The 20,629-nt window shown below is 60.8% G+C and carries 22 protein-coding genes; 6 read left to right on the top strand and 16 right to left on the bottom strand.

Going from position 1 to position 20,629, the window contains the following annotated elements:
- Window positions 1–161: 161 nt before the first annotated feature.
- Together HFO71_RS29955 and HFO71_RS29950 are read right to left on the bottom strand one after the other, a co-directional pair.
- On the bottom strand, window positions 162–1,094 hold the full coding sequence (locus HFO71_RS29955; RefSeq protein WP_221988804.1) for a LysR family transcriptional regulator: 933 nt from the start codon (window positions 1,092–1,094) through the stop codon (window positions 162–164).
- Window positions 1,095–1,123: 29 nt separating this feature from the next.
- Window positions 1,124–1,831: a UTRA domain-containing protein gene (locus HFO71_RS29950; protein ID WP_221988803.1), complete on the bottom strand. Its 708-nt coding sequence runs from the start codon at window positions 1,829–1,831 to the stop codon at window positions 1,124–1,126.
- Window positions 1,832–2,057: 226 nt separating this feature from the next.
- Between HFO71_RS29950 and HFO71_RS29945 the strand changes: the two genes are divergently transcribed.
- The 4 genes from HFO71_RS29945 (at window position 2,058) to HFO71_RS29930 (ending at window position 5,078) form a co-directional block, all read left to right on the top strand.
- A complete protein-coding gene (locus HFO71_RS29945) occupies window positions 2,058–2,885 on the top strand; it encodes a transporter substrate-binding domain-containing protein (protein ID WP_221988802.1) in 828 nt (275 codons plus the stop codon).
- Window positions 2,886–2,983: 98 nt separating this feature from the next.
- Window positions 2,984–3,625, top strand: a complete 642-nt coding sequence (locus HFO71_RS29940; protein WP_221957411.1) for an amino acid ABC transporter permease — start codon at window positions 2,984–2,986, stop codon at window positions 3,623–3,625.
- A complete protein-coding gene (locus HFO71_RS29935; protein WP_062944044.1) occupies window positions 3,622–4,290 on the top strand; it encodes an amino acid ABC transporter permease in 669 nt (222 codons plus the stop codon). The genes HFO71_RS29940 and HFO71_RS29935 overlap by 4 nt, the downstream gene beginning before the upstream one ends.
- On the top strand, window positions 4,287–5,078 hold the full coding sequence (locus tag HFO71_RS29930) for an amino acid ABC transporter ATP-binding protein (protein WP_132612717.1): 792 nt from the start codon (window positions 4,287–4,289) through the stop codon (window positions 5,076–5,078). The genes HFO71_RS29935 and HFO71_RS29930 overlap by 4 nt, the downstream gene beginning before the upstream one ends.
- A gap of 51 nt (window positions 5,079–5,129) precedes the next feature.
- Here the strand turns inward: HFO71_RS29930 and HFO71_RS29925 are convergent, their stop codons facing one another.
- From HFO71_RS29925 to HFO71_RS29885, 9 genes are read right to left on the bottom strand one after another with little or no spacing between them, the layout of a single operon-like run.
- Window positions 5,130–5,483: a cupin domain-containing protein gene (locus HFO71_RS29925; RefSeq protein ID WP_025398324.1), complete on the bottom strand. Its 354-nt coding sequence runs from the start codon at window positions 5,481–5,483 to the stop codon at window positions 5,130–5,132.
- Entirely contained in the window at window positions 5,476–6,144 is a 669-nt protein-coding gene (locus HFO71_RS29920) for a cysteine hydrolase family protein (RefSeq protein ID WP_011654382.1), read from the bottom strand. The genes HFO71_RS29925 and HFO71_RS29920 overlap by 8 nt, the downstream gene beginning before the upstream one ends.
- Entirely contained in the window at window positions 6,144–7,694 is a 1,551-nt protein-coding gene (locus HFO71_RS29915; RefSeq protein WP_132612719.1) for an ABC transporter ATP-binding protein, read from the bottom strand. Before HFO71_RS29915 ends, HFO71_RS29920 begins: the two co-directional genes overlap by 1 nt.
- 1 nt (window position 7,695) lies before the next feature.
- Window positions 7,696–8,751 carry a cyanuric acid amidohydrolase gene (gene atzD, locus HFO71_RS29910; RefSeq protein ID WP_221988801.1) on the bottom strand — a complete coding sequence of 352 codons (1,056 nt, stop codon included), beginning with the start codon at window positions 8,749–8,751 and terminating at the stop codon, window positions 7,696–7,698.
- Window positions 8,751–9,452, bottom strand: a complete 702-nt coding sequence (biuH, locus tag HFO71_RS29905) for a biuret amidohydrolase (RefSeq protein WP_132612723.1) — start codon at window positions 9,450–9,452, stop codon at window positions 8,751–8,753. Before biuH ends, atzD begins: the two co-directional genes overlap by 1 nt.
- Before the next feature lie 11 nt (window positions 9,453–9,463).
- Window positions 9,464–10,480, bottom strand: a complete 1,017-nt coding sequence (locus tag HFO71_RS29900; RefSeq protein WP_132612725.1) for a formamidase — start codon at window positions 10,478–10,480, stop codon at window positions 9,464–9,466.
- A gap of 12 nt (window positions 10,481–10,492) precedes the next feature.
- Complete coding sequence (locus HFO71_RS29895; protein ID WP_025398330.1) at window positions 10,493–11,419, bottom strand: ABC transporter permease; 927 nt, start codon at window positions 11,417–11,419, stop codon at window positions 10,493–10,495.
- Window positions 11,419–12,546: an ABC transporter permease gene (locus HFO71_RS29890; protein ID WP_132612727.1), complete on the bottom strand. Its 1,128-nt coding sequence runs from the start codon at window positions 12,544–12,546 to the stop codon at window positions 11,419–11,421. The genes HFO71_RS29895 and HFO71_RS29890 overlap by 1 nt, the downstream gene beginning before the upstream one ends.
- A 20-nt stretch (window positions 12,547–12,566) precedes the next feature.
- Window positions 12,567–13,694, bottom strand: coding sequence for a BMP family ABC transporter substrate-binding protein (locus HFO71_RS29885; RefSeq protein WP_168337841.1), 1,128 nt, complete (start codon window positions 13,692–13,694; stop codon window positions 12,567–12,569).
- A gap of 341 nt (window positions 13,695–14,035) precedes the next feature.
- Here HFO71_RS29885 and HFO71_RS29880 point away from each other — a divergent pair, with 341 nt between their 5' ends.
- Window positions 14,036–14,710 (top strand): GntR family transcriptional regulator, encoded by a 675-nt coding sequence (locus HFO71_RS29880; RefSeq protein WP_077980804.1) that lies wholly within the window; start codon window positions 14,036–14,038, stop codon window positions 14,708–14,710.
- A gap of 83 nt (window positions 14,711–14,793) precedes the next feature.
- On the opposite strand, the gene HFO71_RS29875 is transcribed toward HFO71_RS29880, so the two are convergent.
- The 5 genes from HFO71_RS29875 to HFO71_RS29855 form a co-directional block, all read right to left on the bottom strand.
- Window positions 14,794–15,591 carry an ABC transporter ATP-binding protein gene (locus HFO71_RS29875; RefSeq protein ID WP_132612731.1) on the bottom strand — a complete coding sequence of 266 codons (798 nt, stop codon included), beginning with the start codon at window positions 15,589–15,591 and terminating at the stop codon, window positions 14,794–14,796.
- A gap of 11 nt (window positions 15,592–15,602) precedes the next feature.
- Window positions 15,603–16,496: a nitrate ABC transporter permease gene (ntrB, locus tag HFO71_RS29870; RefSeq protein ID WP_132612733.1), complete on the bottom strand. Its 894-nt coding sequence runs from the start codon at window positions 16,494–16,496 to the stop codon at window positions 15,603–15,605.
- Between the two features lie 55 nt (window positions 16,497–16,551).
- Window positions 16,552–17,865: a CmpA/NrtA family ABC transporter substrate-binding protein gene (locus HFO71_RS29865; RefSeq protein WP_025398336.1), complete on the bottom strand. Its 1,314-nt coding sequence runs from the start codon at window positions 17,863–17,865 to the stop codon at window positions 16,552–16,554.
- Between the two features lie 468 nt (window positions 17,866–18,333).
- Window positions 18,334–19,338 carry an inorganic phosphate transporter gene (locus HFO71_RS29860; protein ID WP_025398337.1) on the bottom strand — a complete coding sequence of 335 codons (1,005 nt, stop codon included), beginning with the start codon at window positions 19,336–19,338 and terminating at the stop codon, window positions 18,334–18,336.
- A complete protein-coding gene (locus tag HFO71_RS29855; RefSeq protein WP_025398338.1) occupies window positions 19,338–19,982 on the bottom strand; it encodes a DUF47 domain-containing protein in 645 nt (214 codons plus the stop codon). The genes HFO71_RS29860 and HFO71_RS29855 overlap by 1 nt, the downstream gene beginning before the upstream one ends.
- Window positions 19,983–20,079: 97 nt before the next feature.
- Between HFO71_RS29855 and HFO71_RS29850 the strand changes: the two genes are divergently transcribed.
- The gene (locus HFO71_RS29850) at window positions 20,080–20,613 is read left to right on the top strand and encodes an NUDIX hydrolase (RefSeq protein ID WP_132612737.1); all 534 of its coding nucleotides are present in this window, start codon (window positions 20,080–20,082) and stop codon (window positions 20,611–20,613) included.
- Window positions 20,614–20,629 lie beyond the last annotated feature (16 nt).

The following is a 20,629-nucleotide window of genomic DNA, read 5'->3' as shown; positions in this document are numbered from 1 at the left end:
TCGCCAGGCGCAATTTTTCATCAATATCGCGCAGCTGAGTTCCGTTTTAGTTTTTCTAAAGTATCGGCTTACAGTGCCGCGCGTCTTTTCTGACGCGCAAAGGACGCTGTAACATTTTTGAATCGGTGCATAATTTCTCAAATCGATTCCGATTTGAGAAATTATTCAGCAGGCGCGGACGCCAGGGCCTGCTGACGGGAAATAGCAATGAGCCAATCGCGGAATTCGCGCCCGTAGGGCTTCTGCAAGGCCGCCCGATCCCAGGCGAGAAAATAGCTTTCCCGCAGAGCAATGCGCAGGTCGACGGGAATGACGAGCGTTTGCGCCTCGAGCTCATCTGATATCATCGACATCTGCGCGAGAACGACACCGCGCTTGTTGACGGCGGCGTCAATCGCACTGCTCGACAGGGTGAAGGAGAGGCCCGGCGTTGCCGCATCGAAGGAGACCCCGGCCTTGGCGGCAAACTCCGCCCAACTCGGGTAGGGAGTGAAGTGCCGTTCCCACTCGACATGGAGGAGGGGCTGTTCGAAGAGATCGCGCGCCGCATGCGCGCGATCTCGCATCAGCGCCGGCGAACAGGCAGGCACCACCCAATCGCGAAACAGTTCGGTATAATGTTCGTGCTGCAGCACGTCCGATCCGTAGCTGACGCGGAAATCAACATCGTCGAAGCCGATCCGGGGCTCCTTATCGCGTCCGATAATTCTCACTGGAACGTCGGGATGAAGCGCCTGCCAGTCGAAGATGCGCCTGCCGATCCATTTGTTGACAACGGAGGAAAGCGCACTGAGCACCAGCGCCGTCTCGTTGCGCGCCTTTTCCAACAATTGCCCGGCGAGCGCAAATTGCTCGAACCCCTTCGATATCTCCTGATGGTAGAGCCGGCCCCAGGCGGTCAGCTCGATGGTTCGTCCGCTGCGCTCCAGAAGCGAAATTCCAAGAAAGCTTTCGATCTTGCGGATCTGCTGGCTGATGGCCCCCGGCGACACCTTGAGCTCGAGGGCTGCCGCCGTCACGCCGCCGCAGCGCCCCACCGCCTCGAACGCCTGCAAACTTTTCAGCGGGATCGCCTTGAAGCGCTCATCGGTCACTTACGGAGCCTCTCGTGATTTTCGCCAGCTCAAATTGCCGTCGGGTGAAATGTCCCTGCGAACTGGAACCGGTCGCCTGGATGGGTAATCTCGACATATGTCACCGTGCGCCCGTTCTGCCAGGTCTGGCGGATCAGGCTCAGGCAGGCCTCGCCCCTCTCCGTCTGCAGGATTCGGGCCGTCACGGTATCGGCCGAGACGGCACGGATGACATGTTTGGCCTTGGACCAGGGTACCTGCTCAAGCAGCCATTTGCCGGGCGGGATCGAGGCGAAGCTCTCTTCTCTCGCCCGTGGGACGGCATCGAGCATGATGATCCGCCGCTCGATGGCATTCGGTCTGCCATCGACGATATGCAGGCATTGAAGCCTGAGGACTTCTGCATCGGGAGGCTCCGACAGCTGCTGCGCCTCCGCCTCTCCAAGGCGCCCGACCGTGCGGGCGAGGATTTCGAAGCGGTGTTCGTGCCCGGCCAGTTCCGCTTCGGTGCTGATATCCTGGATATCCATCACGGTGCGGTCGATCTGGGGCGATGCGACAAACGAACCGGTCTTTCGCCGCCTGACGATCATGCCGCGTTCGGCCAGCGCCGACAGCGCCTTGCTGACCGTCATGCGCGAACACCGATATTCGGCCACCAGCTCGTGCTCGACGGGAATGCGGTCGCCGGGCCGCCAATCACCGCTGATAATCTTCGTCTCGATATCCGTGAAAATACGCTGGTAAATCGACACCAAGTCCGCACCTCATCCGGCGTCAGCGATCACAAATGCGGAACAGCACGCCAGCGAGATCGACGCCATCCGGCACAAATTTTGCGTTCCTCGTCTTTTACATTGACACTCTAGGCCAGCCTATATCTATTTGTATAGTCAAAAGCGGAGCATAGAAATCCGTGCCGAGGAAAATCGAAGTCGGGAACAAAACTCCTCCGCCGGGGGAATAAAAACTGGAGAGATGATCATGAAGGCACATTCACTGCTGAAGGGTCTGGTCGGCGCTGCGTTCCTCATCGGAGCAGCCGTTTCCGCCCATGCAGCCGACACGCTGGCAGCCGTCAAGGCAGCCGGCACCCTCAAGGTTGGCACCGAAACGGCTTTCGCACCGTTCGACTATATCGACGCCGGTGAACACACAGGCCTGAACGTCGACCTCTTTGCCGAGATCGGCAAGGAACTCGGCGTCAAGATCGAGTGGGTGGCGCTTCCCTGGGATGGCGTCTTCCCGGCGCTTGAGGCCGGCAAGTTCGATGTCGTCGCAGGTCCTGCGACGATCACCAAGAAGCGCTTGGAGCGCTATCGCTTCACGCCGCCGATCGCCGAAGCGACAATTGCGATCCTGAAGAAGGCCGGCGATACGACGATCAGCAAGCCGGAAGATATTGCCGGCAAGAAGATCGGCGTCGGCAAGGCAACTGCTCAGCTCGACCAGCTGAAGGAATTCTCCGACACGCTGCCGACCAAGGTCGACGTGCGCGAATATCCGGCCTTTACCGAATCCTACGCCGATCTCGCAGCCGGGCGCATTGCCGGCGTTGCCAACTCGCTGCCGAATATCGCCTTCGTCGCCAGCCAGCGAAAGGGCACGTTCGAAGTCGTCCAGCCGCCATTCGGGAAGAAGTCCTATTTCGGCTTCATCGGTCTCAAGGATGCCGATCACGCCCCATTGATGGATGCGATCGATGCCGCGATGCTCAAGATCAAGGCAGATGGACGCATGGCTGAGCTGCAGAAGAAATGGTTCGGGGCATCTTTTGATACGCCGGATGCTGTCAAGGACCCGGCATTCTGATTAGCTGCCGGTGAAACGAACGCGCCCCGCCATCGGTCGGGGCGCAATCTGCCGTGGCATCAGAGTTCACGGCCGCAGCGCCCAGGCAAATACCGCCCATGTCCATCAAACTTTTCGAACTGCTTCTGCAAGCCGCGATCTACACGGTGACGATCAGCGTGGTTTCTATCCTGATCGGCTTTGCGATCGCCATCATCGTTTCCGCCATGCTGCTGTCGCGGCAACGGCTCTTCGCGCTGCAGGCGCGGATTTTCATCAGCTTCTTTCGCGGAGTGCCGCTGCTGGTGCAGCTGCTGCTGATCTATAATCTGCTGCCGGCGATCGGCATGAACGTGCCGAGCATCGTTGCGGCCGTCGTTGGTCTTTCGCTGTGTACGGCAGCCTATCAGGCTGAAAATCTGCGCGGCGGTTTTTCCAGCGTTCCCTCGGGCCTTGTCGAGTCTGCCGAAATGGTCGGCATGACACCCGTTCAGATCTTCCGCCGCATCAAGGCGCCGATCGCCCTGCGCCTGACCTTTCCGGCGCTCGTCAACGAAGCGATCCTTATCCTGAAGGCGTCTTCGCTGGTCTCGGTCGTCGGGGTCATCGAGTTGACGCGCATGGCCCAGGACCTTGCCGGCAGCACCTTCCTGCCGCTCGAGATTTTCGCTTCCGCCGGGCTGATCTATCTCGTCATCAATTGGATCGTTGCCCTTGCGGGCGGCCTGATCGAACGCTCCCTGCCAGGGGTGCCGCGATGACCTTCGACATCAATGTGATCTTCAGCAACTTGCCGGAAATCCTCAGCGGTGCATGGGTCACCATCGTCATCTGGATCATCACCACCCCGGCTGCTGCCGTGCTCGGCTTCCTTGTCGCCGTTGCCAGACGTTTTGGCGGGGTGATCCTGGACAAGGCATTCGGCATTGTCATCGCGGTGCTCCGCGGCACGCCGTTCCTCATTCAGATATTCCTCGTCTACTACGGCGGGCCATTCGTCGGATTGTCGCTCGATCCGATCCCGGCAGGCGTCATCGGCCTTTCCATCTACGGCGCGGCTTATTTCAGTGAGATCTTCCGCTCGGGCTTTGCCGCCGTCCCGAAGGGACATATCGAGGCCGGGATATGCGTTGGCCTGACACAAGGGCAGATCATCCGACGCATATTGCTGCCGGAGATGACCATGCTGGTGTTGCCGCCTTCGGTCAACATGACGATCATTCTCATGAAGGAGACGGCCGTGCTGTCGATCATTACCGTGCCGGAGTTGACGGCGACGCTGAGCGCCATCGGCTCGCAGCAGTATGCTTTCGTCGAAGCGCTCTTCGTGCTCGCCCTGTTCTACTGGGCCTTGGTCGAAATCACCGGTTGGCTCGGTCATCTCGCCGAAACGAAACTCACCAGATTCAGGTTTTTCAACATATGAGCGTTCCTGCAATCGCAGTCAAAAATCTCGTCAAGACCTTCGGCGGCTCCACCGTGCTGCACGGCATCGACCTCGATATCGTTCAGGGACAGGTTTCCTGCGTCATCGGGCCATCCGGATCCGGGAAGAGTACGCTGCTGCGCTGTATGGCCTTTCTCGAGGAATCGACCAAAGGCACGGTTACCGTCAACGGCGAGGTGCTTGGCTTTGCGGAAAACGCCAAGGGCGTCCGGGAGCGTGTGCCGGCCACAGTGAACCGGCAAATTCGATCGCAGATCGGCATGGTTTTTCAGCAGTTCAATCTCTGGCCGCATATGACGGCGCTCGGCAATGTCAGCGAGGCGCTGAAGACCGTTCACAAGATGAGCCGCAAGGATGCTGAGGAGCGGGCAATGGCCCAGCTCGTCAAGGTCGGCCTCGAGGGCAGGGCAGGGCACTATCCGTCGCAGCTCTCGGGAGGGCAGCAGCAGCGCGTCGCTATTGCCCGGGCGCTTGCCCTCAACCCGAAGATCATGCTGTTTGACGAGCCGACGTCGTCACTCGATCCCGAGTTGACTGGCGAAGTGCTGAACGTCATGCGCGATCTCGCCGCCGAGGGCATGACGATGGTCGTCGTCTCCCACGAGATCGGATTTGCCGCAACGGTCGGCCAGCAGATCGTCTTTCTCGATCACGGCAAGGTGCTGTTCACCGGCCCGCCGCAGGACGTCTTCAAACAACCGAGAAACCCCCGGCTCGAGCAATTCCTGGATACCTATATCGATCGAGGGGCCTCGATGCTGCTGTGACGTTCATGTCCTTGTGGATCGTCGGGCCGATCTCCAAGGCGGGTGCCGGGTTCAGGCAATCTCCTCTTCGAGTATTTTCACGGGCCGGTCCCACTGGATGAGCACGATACAGCCGGTATCGCTCCAGACCGAGTGTTCGCTGCCCGGCGCATTGACGATATAACTGCCGCTGATGTAATCGCCCGTCTCGTCGGATTGAACGCCATCGAGCACCAGGATGGTTTCGAGCCCCTCGTGGCGATGGCGGGGAACAGAGGCGCCGGGCTCATATTTCAACAGTGCTACGCCCGGCTGATCACCCTCGAAGGGGCGGATCCAGTGGATGGTGACAGCATCGCGGAAAGGGCCGAATTCCAGCTCCTTCCAGCCGCCTGACGTCAGGCGTTCGCGGATCGTTTCAGGCATGGGCGATGCTTTCCAAAATGTCGTCGACATGGGCGGTCCAGCCGACGATTGCGCCCTGGGCGCGGATCATGGCGATGGCGGCGGCTTTGAATTCGGGGAAATAACTTTCCGTCGCCTCCTCGGCGAGAAGGCATTCATAGCCGCGGTCGTTTGCTTCGCGCATCGTCGTCTGCACGCAGACTTCGGTGGTGACACCGGCAAAGACGAGCTGCTTGATGCCCTTCTGCTGCAGCACGGTGCCGAGGTCGGTCGCGTAGAAGGCGCCCTTGCCGGGCTTTTCGATGACGACTTCGCCCTTCACAGGAGCGAGTTCCGGAAGAATTGCCGTGCCGGGTTCGCCCGAGATCAGGATGCGGCCCATCGGGCCTTCGTCGCCGATCCTGAGCGCAGGATTGCCGCGGTCGCGTTTGGCCGGCGGCAGGTCGGAGAGATCAGGCCGGTGGCACTCCATCGTATGGATCACAGGCAGGCCGGCATTGCGGAAGCCCTGGATGAGGCGTTTGACGTCGGGCACGATCCTGGTGATGCGGCTGACGTCATTGCCGAGGCTGGCGCCGAAGCCGCCGGGCTCGGCAAAATCGCGCTGCATGTCGATGACGATGAGGGCGAGCTCGTCGTGCTTCACTGGAAAGGCGAAAGGCTCTGCCTTGATCTTCGCCATCAGTGATGTCCCGCCATGTGGGCGCCGATCACGCCGATATCGGCCGAACGCGCCGGTGTCTCGTAAACCAGCCTGCCTTCCGAGATGACCATGATGCGGTCGGACATCTCGAGCAATTCGTCGAGGTCTTCGGAAAGCAGCAGCACGGCGGCACCTAAATTGCGGGCCTTCATGATCCGGGCGCGGATTTCGGCAACAGCCGAGAAATCGAGGCCGAAACAGGGGTTCGAGACGATCAGCAGATCGACATCGCCGGTCAGTTCACGGGCCAGTACGGCACGCTGTACGTTGCCGCCCGAGAGCGCTGCGATCGGCGAGGAGGAAGAGGCCGTCTTGACCTTGAAGTCGGAGATCAGCGCCGAGGCACGCTTCTTCATGCTGCCCTTGTTCAGCCAGATCGCGTCCTTGCCGTCCAGCTTCAAGTCGAAGGTGCGAAACGCAAGGTTCTCGCTCACGGTCATCTTGGGTGCGCAGGCATTCTGCAACGGCTCTTCGGGGATGAAACGCACCCTGTTCTTGCGGGTCTCGTCACGGGTGGCGCCGTAAGTCTCGCCATTGACCATGACCTGACCGCTATCGGTCGGGCGCTGGCCGGCCAGAATTTCCGTCAGCTCCTTCTGGCCGTTACCCGATATGCCGGCGATGCCGACGATCTCGCCGGCGCGGACCGTCAGCGCGTCGATCTCGATCGTCTTCAGGCCGGAGCGATCCGGAGCTTTCACCTGGCTTACAGTGAGCACGGATTTGGCCGCTTCCGCCACCGGCAGACGGCTGTCGAGCTCGGCGAGCTTGACGTCGCCGATCATCATCTCCGCCATCTCGGCGGTGGAGAGCTCGCCGACCTTGCCGGTGCCGACCAGCTTGCCGCGCCGCAGGATCGAGACGGCATCAGCGAACTTCGTCACCTCGTGGAACTTGTGGGAAATCATCAGCACGGTGAGCTCGCCGCGCTCGGTCATCCCGCGCACGATGCCGAGCATCTCATCGGCTTCGGCCGGCGTCAGCACCGAGGTCGGCTCGTCGAGCACCAGGAAGGAGCGGCCGAGATAGAGCTGCTTGACGATTTCGAGCTTCTGCTTTTCGCCGGCCGCAAGCTCGCTCACCGGCCTGTCGAGCGGGATCTTGAACGGCATGCGCTCCATGAAACCCGCCAGATCCTTGCGTTCCCTGGCCCAGTTGATCACCGCGGGCACTTCGGTGCGGCTGATGACCAGGTTTTCCGCGCCGGTCAGAGAGGGAACCAGTGTGAAATGCTGGTAGACCATGCCGAGCCCATAGGCCGCGGCATCCTTGGGTGAGGCGACCGCCACCTCGCGGCCATCGACCGACAGCGAGCCTGACGTGGCGTGATAAAAGCCCATGATGCATTTGACGAGCGTCGACTTGCCAGCGCCGTTTTCGCCGAGAAGCGCGTGAAAAGAGCCGGCCGGAACGGCGATCGAAACGTTGTCGAGCGCGGTGAACGAGCCGAAGCGCATGGCCATGCCGAGCGTCTCGATGCCGACGGCCTTGCCGGCTTGCGGAAGGGGCGTGTCGCGGACTGTGCTCACTTCATTGCTCCTTTTCGACGATGATGGCGACGGGACCGCCGCCGGGCGGAGCCTGGTGTTCGGCGCCGCCGGACACATAGAGATCGGTAATGCCGAAGATGCCGGCGAGAACGCCGCCGACGAAGGCACGGGCATGGCGGGTGCCTGCAATATCCGAGTCATCGAGCATCGTGTGGCGCCTGCCGTCGATCCTGCCGGACGGGTCCGGCTCGGCCTTGGCGAGAACCGCCGCCAGCCGGCTGTTTTCCGGCAGGCGTTCGCGGGCTTTCCTGACGGAATGCGCGTCGATCGCATCCCGCATGACCGCGTGGTCGATCGACAGCGGACCGGACCATTTTGCGCTCATGCCGAGGACGATGATTTCGTGATCGGTGAGTTCGACCCCGGACGAGGTTGAGGCGCAGCGGGAAAAGAGATCGAAACGTGTGCAGATGTCGGCATCGCCGATCGATGTCGCATCTATCTCGCCGAGTGCCACGGCGACGCCGAGAGCCGAAGCGCCGCGCGAGAGGCCCATGGATTTCAGCGTGTCGTGGGTTGCGACCGTCCTGCCTGCTGCCTCGGCCTCGGCAATCCGGCGCGAGGTGAGCAGCGGACACTTGATCTGCACGAAATGGACATCGGCGGGATCATCGATGCCGGCATCCCTCATCGCGGACTTCACGCCTTCGGCAACGAGCAGGATCTGTTCCCGGCGCCCGAGATGTTCGGGGGGCAGCGCGGGGGTACGCGACACACCAATGGCCAGCGCCCGTTCGCCCGGGGTTTCTACGGTTTCACGCGCAAAAACCGTCCAATGCGGCGAGAGCGCACCCTCGGTGCCGCCGGACATGATGATCGAGACGCCGTCGACGCCATATCTACTGAACAATGTCTCGAAGCTGCGGGTGGCATAACCGCGGGTAAAATCATTGACGCAGCCGTTGCCTTCCGTCTTGCCGAGAACGGCGACGATGTTGTTCGCCTGAAGGCCGCTGGCAAAGAGCGCCTCGACGCCGGCAACGTCATCGGGGCCGTCGGCTGGCACGCGAAAGACATGGGCACGCAATGACGGCATCAGGGTAGCGCCTCGACTAGAGCCGCGGAATTGGAGACTGAGCCGAAGACGCCGCCCTGCATCTTCACCATCTTGATGGCGGCGAGGTGGTTTCCGTAGTCGGTCGCACCACAGCAGTCTTCCAGCAGCAGGCATTCGTAGCCGCGGTCGTTTGCCTCGCGCATCGTCGTCGAGACGCAGACATCGGTGGTGATTCCGGTGAGGATAATGTTTTCGATGCGCTTCTGGTTGAGGATGAGTTCGAGGTCGGTGGCGCAGAACGAACCCTTGCCGGGCTTGTCGATGATCGTCTCGCCTTCGATCGGGTAGAGTTCGGGGATGATGTCCCAGCCGGGTTCGCCACGCGTCAGGATGCGGCCGCAGGGGCCGGGATCGCCGATGCCGGCGCCGATCCGTTGCGAGCGCCAGCGTTTGTTGGCCGGCAGATCGGCGAGGTCGGGGCGATGGCCCTCGCGGGTATGGATGATGTGGTAACCCTTGGCCCGCATGGCGGCAAGCACACGTTTGATCGGTTCGATCGGCGCCTGCACCAGCGTCAGGTCGTAGCCCATATGGTCGACATAGCCACCCTTGCCGCAGAAATCGGCCTGCATGTCGATGATGATGAGGGCGGTGTTATCAGGCCGCAGAGCGCCGTTATAAGGCCACGGATACGGATCGGCGTCGATAAAATGTCCTTCGGTTTCGACCATCGCGTCCATGATTCTCTCTCCTATTCCGCGGCAGGTTTGAGGGGTTCGCCGTAACGGCGCATCGGCTTGTCAAATCCGCAGGACGTGCCGTCCTTGACCTTTATCTCGTCTTCCCATGGCAGGCGGTATTTGCCGGCGACAAGGTCGTGCATGTAGGTGTAGGGCGCATCCTGGGCGCCGCCGGCGACGGCGACATAGCCGCGATGGCCGAACTGGTAGATATTGTTCTCCACCCCCCAGCCGAGCCGGGCCTCGCGCACCAGGTCAGGGCGCACCTCTGCGGTGATGATCTCGTTAACGCGGCCGGAGGTGCCGTGGGCGATGATCGCGCCGTCGAAATTGCAGATCATGCCTTCACCCATGGAATCGAACGTGCCGTCCGAGCCGCACATGCAGACATTCGCGGTAACCATCAGGTTGCAGAAGGCGTTGGCCTGGTTGGTGAAGCGCCAGGCATCGCGGATCGGCGCCGTGTAGCCGGCCGTGCGGATCATGATTTCGGCGCCCTTATAGGCACATTCGCGCGCCATCTCCGGGAACATGCCGTCATGGCAGATGATCAGCGCGAGCTTGGCGCCCCGTGGACCATCGATGACAGGGATGCCAAGATCGCCGGGCTCCCACGGCTCGACGGGGATCCAGGGATGCATCTTGCGGTAATAGAGCTTCAGCTCGCCCCGGTCGTCGATGACGATGCCGGAATTGTAGGGCATGCCACCGGGATTGAGCTCCATGATCGAGAAGCAGCCCCAGATCCGGTTGTCGCTGCAAGCCCGCTTGAAAGCCGCGACCTCCGGCCCCTCGAGCGTGCACATGATCTCCGGATTGATGTCCATGGAGAGGCCGTGCAGCGCGTATTCGGGAAAGATGACGAGGTCCATGCCCGGCTGGTTGCGCCGCGCCTTGGCCACCAGATCGACGATCACCTGCGTCTGTTTCGCCAAGTCCGCTTTGGTGACGGTCACCGGCAGCTGGAGCTGAACGAGGCCGATGCCGACGCCGTGTTCGGATTTGTTGAGACCGCCTAGTCCGTTCATCGGAAAGCTCCGTTATTTCGTGAGCGACAGCGCGCCCGGCGCACCGGCGAGCGAGCGGGTGGGCGAGGACGTGGCGATCAGGATGACGAGGGTGAGCACGTAAGGCGCTGCATAAAAAAGGTAGTAGCCTTGTGTGACGCCAACCGATTGCAGCGCCGGGCCGAGCGCGCCGGCACCGCCGAAAAGCAGGGCAGCGAGGAAGCAGCCGATCGGGTTCCAGCGGGCGAAGATGACGAGGGCCACGGCCATCAGGCCCTGGCCCGACGAGATGCCTTCGTTCCAGGAGCCCGGATAGTAGAGCGAGAGATAGGCGCCGCCGATTGCCGCCAGCGAGCCGCCCACTGCCGTCGCCAGCAAGCGAACCCGGTCCGGGTGGATGCCCATGGCCCGGGCCGCGTCGGTGCTGTCGCCGACGACGCGCAGGATCAGGCCGATGCGGGTGTTCTTGAAGGCCCAGAACAGGAAGAGGGCAAGTGCCGCGCCGATGAAGAACAGCACGTTGATATTGAGCGCCGCCTGGATCTGCGGAGTGCTCGACCAGCCGCCGAGCGGGATCGAGGGCAGTTTCGGCGCCACCGGCTGGATGAAGGATTTGCCGAGGAAAAACGCCATGCCGAGACCGAACTGCATCATGGCGATGCCGATGGCGATGTCGTTGACCTTCGGGAACTTGCAGATCCAGCCGTGGATGAGGCCGAAGATCGCGCCTGCCGCCATTGCGGCCAGCACGCCAAGGGTCGGCGAGCCGGTCATGACGGCCACCGCATAGGCCGTCATGGCGCCGAAGACGAGCGTGCCTTCCAGGCCGAGATTGATGCGGCCGGAGCGTTCGGTGATCGTCTCGCCGAGGCTGACGAAGATGAAAGGGGTGGAAACACGGATGGCGCCCGCGAAGATCGCCAGCGGCACGCCCCAGATGCCGATGCCTGTCTCTTCCATCAGAGGCTCCTTTTCCAGAGGTCGGGATTGAAGATCTTGAAGCGGCCGTAGAAGGTCTCGCAAAACAGAATGACGATGAAGAGCGTGCCCTGCAGCACCAGAACCGTCGCATCCGGCAGGCCCATGCGCCGCTGGATGAGGCCGCCCGAGGCATCGATGCCACCGAGCAGAATCGCGACCGGAATGATCGCCAGCGGATTGTGCCTGGCGAGGAAGGCGACGAGGATGCCGGTATAACCGTAGCCGGCGGCAAGCGAGGCGTTGGCACTTCCCTGCACCGCCGCCACCTCGATCATGCCCGCCAGGCCGGCAAAACTGCCGGCAAGCGCAGTAAATCCGGCGATCAGCTTGCCGACCGGCAGTCCCTGGATCTGGGCGGCGCGCACGTTGCCGCCGGCGATGCGGGCGGCAAAACCGTAGCTCGTCGCCTCGATCACGATCCAGGAGACCACACAGGCGAGGATGCCGATGACCAGGCCCCAATGCACGTCCATGCCGGGAATATTGCCGAGCATATATTCCGCCGGCAGCGGCCTGGTCGACGGCTTGTTGAGGCTTGCCGGATCGCGCAGCAGCCCTTCGACGAACTGGTTCATCAGGGCAATGGCGATATAGGAGAGCAGCAGCGACGAGATGGTTTCGTTGACGCCGCGGTAGTGGCGCAGGAAACCGGCAAGGCCGATCCAGATGCCGCCGACCACCATGGCGGCGATCGCCATCAGGATGAGCGTGAGGAAGACAGGCGCGGTGCCGGCGAGTGGCAGAGCCATGGCTGCGGCGGCAACGCCGCCCAGCACGACCGCTCCTTCCCCGCCGATGATGACGAGGCCGAGACGGGCAGGCAGGGCGACGCAGAGTGCCGTCAGGAGAAGGGGTGCGGCACGACTTAAGCTGTTCTGCACCGAAAACCAGCTGCCGAAGCCGCCGGTGTACATCAGTTGGAAGAGGGTGGCCGGCGACTTGCCGACCGCCAGAATGAAGAGGGAGAAGAGTGCAAGACCGATCAGTATGGCCGCGAGGCCGATGACAACAGGCTCGGCCCGCCGCGCGATCCATTCGAGGACGGGGCGCAGGGAAACCGGTTTTTCCACGATGGCTATTGCGGGATCATTGGCCTCGATGGTCATGGCGCTTCTCCCTTCGCGGTTTACGCCGTGGACCCGACAACGCCCTCGACCAGATAATTCATGCTTTCGAGCTCGATCGCGTCTTCGGCGTAGCTCTTGTCGGCAGCCACGACGGTGTCGCCCTTGTTGTCCTTCAATGGTCCCTTGAAGACCGAGAAGCCGCCCTTCATCATGTCGGCCTGCGTGGCTTCGAAGGCCTTGCGGCCCTCGGCGGACACACCGGGGCCGAGCGCGCTCATCTTCACGAAGCCGTCCTTGAGGCCGCCACGCACGAAGTTGCCGAGCTTTTCGCCGGCCTGCGCCTTCTTGACGAAGTCGCCGTAGACGTTGCCCCAGGCCCATTCGGCGCCGGTGAGGTATTTTTCGGGAGCAAGCGGGCTCTGGTTGGCATGATAGCCGCAGACGAAGGCGCCGCGGCCGGCAGCCGTCTCGACAACCACTTTGGGGCTGTCGACGTGGCAGGTGATGACGTCGGCGCCCTGGTCGACCAGCGCATTGGTGGCTTCGGCCTCCTTGACGGCGAGCGACCATTCGCCGGTGAAGATCACCTGGCAGGTGATACCAGGATCGACTGCCCGCGCCCCAAGCAGGAAGGCGTTGATATTCTGCAGAACCTGCGGGATCGGCTTGGCGGCGACGAAGCCGATCTTCTTGCTCTTCGTCGCATGGCCGGCGGCAATGCCGTTCAGATACTGGCCCTGGAAGATATAACCGAAATAGGAGCCCGTATTTGCCGGGTTCTTGCCTTCCTGCCAGAGGCCGCCGCAGTGGCGGAACTGGATGTCGGGATGCTTGGCGGCCACGGCCAGCATGTGTGGGTCGAAGTAGCCGAAGGAGGTCGGAAAGAGCAGGGTCGCGCCATCCAGGTTGATCATCGATTCCATCGTCTTCTGGACGTCGACGGTCTCCGGCACGTTCTCTTCTTCGACCAGCGTCACACCAGGCATCGCCTTGAGGACGGCCGCACCTTCGGCATGCGCCTGGTTATAGCCGTAGTCGTCCTTGGGGCCGACATAGATGAAGCCGACGGTCAGCGCGGTTTGGGCTGCAGCGGAGGAGGCGATCAGGCCCGGCATGGCGCCGGCAAGCGCACCGGCAGCGGAAGCCCGGAGGAAATTGCGGCGGTTCATGGAAAGGAGTTTGGTCATCGGAAATGCTCCTTGCGGCGCTGGGCCGGTTGTGAAGGGGTACAGAAAAGTGCATGCAATGTATGTGCCAGAAATTAATCTATTGTTTTTTATAGTTTATCCCGTTACAGCAAGATTTGCACGTTGCAAAGTGCATACAGATTGATCGAATTCTTGCGTAAAAAGTAATCAATAGATATTTCTTGTTCATCGTGACTGCGTAGTTGGCACAAAGTCGAGTTACCCGAGGTCTCTCGGGCATCGGAAAGTGAAAATTTAACAATATCTTCGCCGCCCGATTTGACTTATCCAGCCTCGAACGTCATCTGTATGCAGAGTGTTGATGTGAGCAGATTCGTATCGTGAAGCAGACTAGGCGCAGAGAAGTGATCCGTACCGGAACCACCGTCGAACAGATGGTGCGGTCGATTGCCGACATGATCGTTACGGGTGAACTCCTGCCGGGCGCGAAGCTGGACGAGGTGTCGCTTGCGGCTCGTTTCGACGTTTCGCGCACGCCGGTGCGCGAGGCTCTGCGTGAGCTGGGTGCCATGGGATTGATTGCGCGCGAGCCGAACCGCAGTGCCGTCGTGACCAATGTCACCGAGGCTTATCTGCATTCGATGTTCGAGGCGATGGCGGAGCTCGAAGCGATCTGCGCCAGGCTCTCGGCCGAGCGTATGACGGTCGATGAACGGCGCGCGCTGGAGCTGGAGCATCGGGGATCGGTGAGGCTCGTGCATGCCGGCGCGGAAGAAGAATATTCGGCGCACAATACCGAATTTCATACCCGGCTTTATCGCGGCGCGCATAATGATCATGTCTTCGAGATGGTGACTCAGACACGGGCGCGGCTTGCGCCTTTTCGGCGGGCGCAGTTCCGCCTGCCCGGGCGTCTGGCAAAATCCTATGAGGAGCACGGCCGGATCGTCACCGCGATCATGCGCGCGGACGCCACCGCCGCAGGGCAGGCGGCATATTCCCATGTGGAAATTGTCAGCGATGCCAGCGCGGTCTTTGCAACGCCCGGGGAGTAAAGAGGGCGCGACGCCTGAAATCAGGCGCCGCTACGAAGGCGAGAAGACCACGACCGGCAAACGCCGAGGTTATGTCCCGGTCTCTACTCCGCCGCTTCGATGAAGCGGTGGCGTTCGTAGAGGAACTTCAGCACGGCTTCACGGCATTTGAGATATGTCCGGTCGGAGGCGAGTTCGATGCGATTGCGGGGACGGGGCATGGTCACATCAAGCACTTCGCCGATGCGGGCCGCCGGGCCGTTGGTCATCATGACGATGCGATCGGACAGCAGCACCGCCTCATCGACATCATGGGTGATCATCACCATCGTGTTGCCGAGGCGAGCGTGGATTTCCATCACCGCGTCCTGAAGATGGGCGCGGGTCAGCGCATCGAGCGCGCCGAAGGGTTCGTCGAGCAGCAGGATCTTCGGTTCCATTGCAAGCGCGCGGGCGATGCCGACGCGCTGTTTCATGCCGCCTGAAATTTCCGAAGGCCGCTTATCCCTCGCATGCGCCATCTGCACGAGGTCGAGGTTGGCCATCACCCACTCATGCCGCTCGGCCTTGGTCTTCGTTCGGCTGAAGAGCTTGGAGACGGCGAGATTGACGTTCTCGTAGACCGTCAGCCAGGGCAGCAGCGAGTGGTTCTGGAAGACGACGGCGCGCTCCGGACCGGGTCCGTTGACCTCACGGTTTTCAAGCAGCACGGCGCCTGCCGAAACCGGCGTCAGGCCGGCGATGAGGTTGAGCAGGGTGGACTTGCCGCAGCCCGAATGGCCGATGATCGAGACGAATTCGGCCGCGGAAATCGTCAGGTTGATGTCCTTCAGGACCTCGGCGCGCACGCCGCCCCGATCGAAATGTTTGTCGATATGATCAAGTTTCAGATAGGCGTTCATAGGTGCGCTCCTCAGTTGGCCATGGCGCCGCGGGTGATGAGTTTGCCGAGTGCTGCCACCAGCTTGTCGAGGGCGAAGCCGACGATGCCGATATAGGCGAGCGCGACGATGATGTCCGGAAGGCGCGACGAGTTCCATGCGTCCCAGATGAAGAAGCCGATGCCGACGCCGCCCGTCAGCATTTCGGCCGCGACGATGGCGAGCCAGGAGAGGCCGACGCCGATCCTGAGGCCTGTGAAGATGTAAGGCGCTGCCGAAGGCAGCATGATCTTCCAGAAAAACTCGAACTGGTTGAGGCGCAGCACCTCGGCGACATTGCGGTAATCCTGCGGGATATTGCGGACGCCGACGGCGGTGTTGATAATCACCGGCCAGATCGACGTAATGAAGATCACGAAGATCGCCGAGGGGTTGGAATCCTGGAAGGCTGCGAGCGACAGTGGCAGCCAGGCGAGCGGCGGAACCGTACGCAGCACCTGGAAGATCGGATCGAGGCCACGCATCGCCCAGACCGACTGGCCGATGATCGCACCGATGATGACGCCGGTGACCGCGGCAAGCCCGAAGCCATAGAGAACGCGCTGCAGCGAAATGAGCACGCGCCAGCCGAGCCCGATGTCCTGGGAGCCGTAGTTGAAAAACGGATAGGCGATCAGGTCATAACTATCCTGCCAGACCCGATGCGGCGAGGGCAAAGACGCGTCCGCCGACGAACAGAGCACCTGCCAGACGAGCAGGATGAGTGCCAGCACGACGACTGGCGGAACGACATTGCGAAGGGCGGTCAGTGCCGCTCGACGAAAATCGATCCGCGATCCGTGTTTGCCGGAAAATGCCAGAACCTTTGCCGCCGGCGTGGCAGTGGCGACCGTGGAGGGATTTTCTTTATTTGCCAGGGCGGACATCAACGTGCTCCTCACGTGAATGAAAGGCCGGCGCGCCGTCGCGCGCCGGAGCGGGTCAGGAGACAGCCTTGATCGAAAGGCTGTCGAGATAGGCCGAGGGATTTTCAGGGTCGAAGACCTTGCCGTCGAAGAAAGTCTCCTTACCGCGAGAAGACGATGCGGGAATATCGGCCGCCGCGACGCCAAGATCCTTGGCGGCCTCGCGCCAGATGTCTTCGCGGTTCACCTGGTTGACCAGCGCCTTGATGTCGGTAGTCGCCGGCAGATTTCCCCAGCGGATGTTTTCCGTCATGAACCAGCTATCGTGGCTCTTGAACGGATAGGAGGCGCCGTCTTTCCAGAACTTCATATAGAGGTCGGTGGCCTTGACATCGCGGCCGTTGCCATAATTGATGTCGCCCTTGAGCCGGCCGAGCACGTCCTTGGTCGGAACGTTGAACCATTGGCGCTTGCCGAGAATGTCAGCCATCTCCGCCTTGTTGTCCATGCTTTCGCACCACTGCTGAGCCTCCATGACGGCCATCAGCAGGGCCTTGGCAGCATTGGGATTCTTTTCGATCCAATCGGCGCGCAGTCCGAGCGCCTTTTCAGGATGACCCTTCCAGAGCTCGCCGGTGGTGGCTGCGGTAAAGCCGATGCCCTGGTTGACGAGTTGCTCGTTCCACGGTTCGCCCACACAGAAGACGTCCATGTTGCCGACTTTCATGTTGGCAACCATCTGCGGCGGCGGCACGACGATGGTCGAAACGTCTTTGTTCGGATCGATGCCGCCGGCAGCGAGCCAGTAGCGGATCCAGAGGTCATGGGTGCCGCCCGGGAAGGTCATGGCAGCCTTGATCTCCTTGCCCTCCGCCTTCTTTTTCTCGAACGCGGCCTTCAGCTTGGAGGAATCCAGCTGCACGCCCGTCTCGGCATATTCCTTGGCGACGGAAATACCCTGGCTGTCGAGGTTGAGCCGGGCGAGGATCGCCATCGGCACCGGCTTATTGTTCTGCGTCACCTTGCCGGTATGCATGAGATATGGGAGCGGCGACAGGATATGGGCACCGTCAATGCCGTTTGCTGCACCGCCCAGCACGAGATTGTCGCGGGTCGCACCCCAGGATGCCTGCTTGGCCACATCCGTTTCCGGAAGGCCATGCTTGTCGAAGAAGCCCTTTTCCTTGGCGATGATGAGCGGTGCGGAATCCGTGAGCGCGATAAAGCCGAGCTTGGCACCTTTCACCTCAGGGCCAGCTCCGGCTGCGAAGGCGCCGGACGGAAAGGCAGCCTTGACGGCGCCGATGAGGGCAGCCGCTGCGGTCGTCTTGAGCATGCTGCGGCGGGTCATGCCGGTTGTCGAAATCCCAGTCTGCAAATTCTTTGTCATGCGCAGGTTCCCTCTGCTGGCTGAATTTGGACACAAAAAAACGCCGCCGGAAATTGCGTCCAGGGATGGGAGAATCCCGGAGCAAAGACCTTGCGACGTCGGTGTCTATTGTAGGCGCTTATGCCGCGCCTATCTGCGCCGGTCGCCATTGACCGATGCTTCTCAGAACCTGCAAGCATTGTGCCAAATTCGATAGCTATTGATAACGGCATGAAGCAAAAGGAGAAATGCGAAGAATTGATGGGTGCTTATTTATTAGGCTTTGTTATTTTCTGCTTCTGTTTTGTGCGATTGCTAACGTAATCACAGCCATGGGAGCGCTCTATTTGTGCAGTGCACGCAATATGGAAGTCGCGATCACGCAGACCGCAGAGCGGATTCTGCCCGCCTTATTCGTCCGTATTGCCACCGGGAAAGGTCGGGAGGGGAACGTCAGCGCGTGGCGATTGGCCTCGCCATCCCCTCATTTCATTGCAGCAAGGATACGAGGCCGTAGAACGCTGCGGATATTGCCGCAGCTGCCGGCATCGTGACGATCCAGGCTATCACGATGTTGCCTGCCAATCCCCAGCGCACGGCTGAGACACGACGAGCCGCGCCCACTCCGACGATTGCTCCGGTGATGGTATGCGTCGTCGAAACGGGAATACCGAGCCACGTTGCTCCGAAGAGTGTCAACGCTCCGCCTGTCTCTGCGCAGAAACCTTGCATGGGGTTGAGTCGGGTGATCTTCGACCCCATGGTATGAACGATCCGCCATCCGCCAAAGAGCGTCCCGAGAGCCATTGCCGACTGGCAGGTAATGACCACCCAGAAAGGCACGTAGAAGGTCGGGCCAAGATATCCCTGACTGAACAAGAGCACCGCGATGATGCCCATCGTCTTCTGCGCATCGTTTCCGCCGTGGCCAAGCGAATAGAGCGAAGCGGACACGAATTGCATGACGCGAAATGTGCGATCCACCGCAAACGGCGTTTGCCGGACGAATAACCAGGAGACGGCGAGCACCAGCACCAGGGCAAGTAGAAAGCCGATGGCTGGCGACACGAAAATTGCACCGACGGTTTTTAGAAGGCCGTTCCAGACGATCGAGTTGAAGCCCACCTTTGCCAGACCGGCCCCCACCAGCCCACCGACAAGCGCATGCGACGAGCTCGACGGAATCCCGAAAATCCAGGTGATGATATTCCAGATGATCGCGCCCATGAGTGCTGCGAAGATCAGTTGAGGCGAAACGATCGCAGGATCGATGATGCCGGTCCCCAGTGTTTCGGCGACATGCAGGCCGAAGAACAGGAATGCGATGAAATTGAAGAACGCCGCCCAAGCGACCGCATATTGTGGCCGCAGGACGCGGGTCGAGACGATCGTGGCGATCGAATTGGCCGCGTCATGCAGACCGTTGAGAAAGTCGAAGAACAAGGCGATAACGACTAGGCCGACCAGCAGCGGCAGAGCGAGGGAGGCATCCATCAGACGTTCTCGATGAGAATGCCGCTGATTTCATTAGCGACATCCTCGAAGCGGTCGACGACTTTCTCCAGTTCTCCGTAGATTTCGCTTCCGATCATGTAGGCCATCGCATTGCCGCTGGCGCCATGACGCAAGAACAGATCCTTCAAACCCTGGTCGTAGAGCTCATCGGAGCGTCCCTCCACTCGGGTGACTTCCTCCGCGATGGCCGTGAGACGCTGCGCATTGGCTCCCAATCTGTCGAGGAGAGGTATCGCTTCCGCGACAAGGTTTGCCGCCTTGACGATTTCGCTGCCCATCTGCTGCATGAGCGGATCGAAGCTCGATTGCTCGAACAAACGGATCGTCTTGACTGCCTTGTGCATCATGTCGATCGCATCATCCATCGACTGAATAAGGTCCTTGATGTCACCCCGGTCGAAGGGCGTGATGAAGCTTCGTCGAACGGCAAGAAGAACCTCACGCGTGACATCGTCGGCCTCGTTTTCCAATGCGACGATACGTTCGCAGTTTTTCTCAACGTCATTGCCCTTCAGGAGTTGATCGAGGGCGTGCGCGGCGGCAACGACGGTCTTCGAGTGCTTGGAAAACATCTCAAAGAATCTGTCTTCCCGTGGCATCAGCTTGCGAAAAATGCTCATCATGCCTGGGAAACCTTCCTCGTGCGGCCGATTGTCATAAATCTGTCATAAATACGCCCAGGCAATTGAAGCAACAATCAAATTCGGTAATTCATTCGTTATGACGGCGAGCAAAAAAAGCAGGAAGCCTCGACCGGACAAGTCCCAGCCGCTGCTGCGGCAGCTCGCCGCTGTTCCTGATACGCTGTTCGTCGGTGCATTCCGTCAACAATACGGCGCTATTTGCTTCCGCCACAGCAATGCCGGATCCGAGGTCGAAATCCTGGTGATCACATCGCGCGAGAGTGGGCGCTGGGTCATCCCGAAAGGGTGGCCGATGAAAGGGAAAAAGCCTTTCGAAGCAGCAGCAATCGAGGCCTGGGAGGAGGCAGGCGTGCGCGGGGTGGTGAAGAAGAAGCCGGTCGGCCGCTATACTTATCTGAAAGAACTCGACAATGGCGATGTGGCGCCCTGTATCGTCGACATGTTTCAGATTGAAGTCACGGACATCAGCGGCGATTTCAAGGAGCGGGGTCAGCGTATTCTCGAATGGGTCAGCCCGGATGAAGCGGCAAGACGCGTTCGCGAGATCGAACTCAAGTCGCTGCTCGTCCAATTTGAGGCGCACGGCCGCAGGAAACGCGATCGCGGCTGACCACAGGCTTCTTCGC

This window comes from Rhizobium laguerreae (assembly GCF_019778565.1).
Lineage (GTDB): Bacteria > Pseudomonadota > Alphaproteobacteria > Rhizobiales > Rhizobiaceae > Rhizobium > Rhizobium laguerreae.
The sequence above is the reverse complement of the archived record's forward strand: the minus strand, read 5'-3'. Positions and strand labels throughout refer to the sequence as shown.